Origin of the sequence: Liquorilactobacillus sicerae, assembly GCF_029916425.1 — a bacterium.
Taxonomy (GTDB): Bacteria; Bacillota; Bacilli; order Lactobacillales; family Lactobacillaceae; genus Liquorilactobacillus; species Liquorilactobacillus sicerae.
On sequence record NZ_JAHAVQ010000136.1, the window covers coordinates 1 to 541 of the forward strand.

Here is a 541-nt window from a genome sequence, read left to right on the forward strand (position 1 = left end):
GTATCAATCACATCATCGTCGTCATCATCATCGGTATCATCAATACCGATTACGTCGTCTTCAACAGCAGCGGCTTTCTTGCCACGTTTTTTCTTTGGTTTTTCATCTTCTTCATCAAGATCTTCATGAATTGATTCGTTGATTGAATCAATTGCAAACCAAGAACGCAAAGCCCATTCATTTTCACCCATGCTGATAAAAGATCCATCAGCATTTAAATCGGTGTATATCTGAACGATCTTTTGTTCATCAAATTTTTCGCTGCGAATCTTTTCAAGAGCAGCCAACAAATCAATGAATTTGGTCTGTTTACGTTTTTCATTCAATATCTCACGAGCCAATTCAATGTTGCTAAATTCCGCAATTTGTTCTTTTGTGTAATCTTTTAGTACCATCTATATTCCTTTTTCCTGTCTAGGATGCTAGTCTATCTTACTAACCGTTGGTGAAAATTGCAAGGTTAAATCGAATTTTCCTAAAGAATCCTTATTCTGGAACAATTCATACTTTATATGTAAGAAACCGGTCGCATCCACTTGAT

General features: G+C 36.0%; 1 protein-coding gene and 1 pseudogene. Both read right to left on the reverse strand.

The window, feature by feature from the left end; all coding sequences use genetic code 11:
- On the reverse strand, window positions 1-395 hold a 395-nt coding region (rpoE, locus tag KH893_RS11660; protein ID WP_281166261.1), incomplete at its 3' end, for a DNA-directed RNA polymerase subunit delta.
- A 27-nt stretch (window positions 396-422) separates the two neighbouring features.
- Window positions 423-541, reverse strand: a pseudogene (locus KH893_RS13105) (YwiB family protein); the annotation flags it as partial.